Origin of the sequence: Acidovorax sp. K2F, assembly GCF_025246485.1 — a bacterium.
GTDB classification, from domain to species: Bacteria; Pseudomonadota; Gammaproteobacteria; order Burkholderiales; family Burkholderiaceae_C; genus Acidovorax; species Acidovorax delafieldii.
In genome coordinates, this window is sequence record NZ_JAOBSQ010000113.1 from 1 (window position 1) to 596 (window position 596).

1 protein-coding gene is annotated in these 596 nt (G+C 63.8%); it reads left to right on the forward strand.

The window, feature by feature from the left end; genetic code table 11:
- Positions 1 to 460 (forward strand): IS5 family transposase (locus N4G42_RS25495; protein ID WP_260669184.1); only part of this gene is annotated, 460 nt, incomplete at its 5' end.
- Positions 461 to 596 lie beyond the last annotated feature (136 nt).

Here is a 596-nt window from a genome sequence, read left to right on the forward strand (position 1 = left end):
GATGCACCAGACCCGCAAAGGCCAGCAGTGGTACTTCGGCATGAAGATGCACATCGGCGTGGACAGCCGCACTGGGCTGGCGCACAGCGCTGTGGTCACGGCAGCCAACGTGCATGACAAACATCCATTGCCCGAGCTGTTGCACGGGAACGAGCAGCGTGTATACGGCGACAGCGCCTACGCCAGCCAGAGGGCGTTGATCGAATCGAAGGCGCCCCAGGCCAAGGACTTCACCAACCAGCGCGTGCGCAGGGATGGCGAGATCGACGAGGTCGAGCGCTCGAAGAATCACAACAAGTCCAAGGTCCGCGCCCGAGTCGAACACGTCTTTGCCGTGGTGAAGCGGCTCTGGGGCTTTGCCAAGGTGCGCTACCGAGGCCTTGCCAAGAACGCCACACGTTCGTTCGTGGTGCTGGGTCTGGCCAACATCTACCTGGCGCGGCAGCGCCTCGCGGCATGAGTGCGCCCGTTGCGCACTCCAAGTGCGCAAGCACGGCCGGTATGGCCGGGGAACGCGGTCAAACCGCGAGGCTTCCCCGCGTCAGCGACCCATTGGGCAGCGGATCGCTCAAATCGGCTACTTGTTCAGCGTAGCC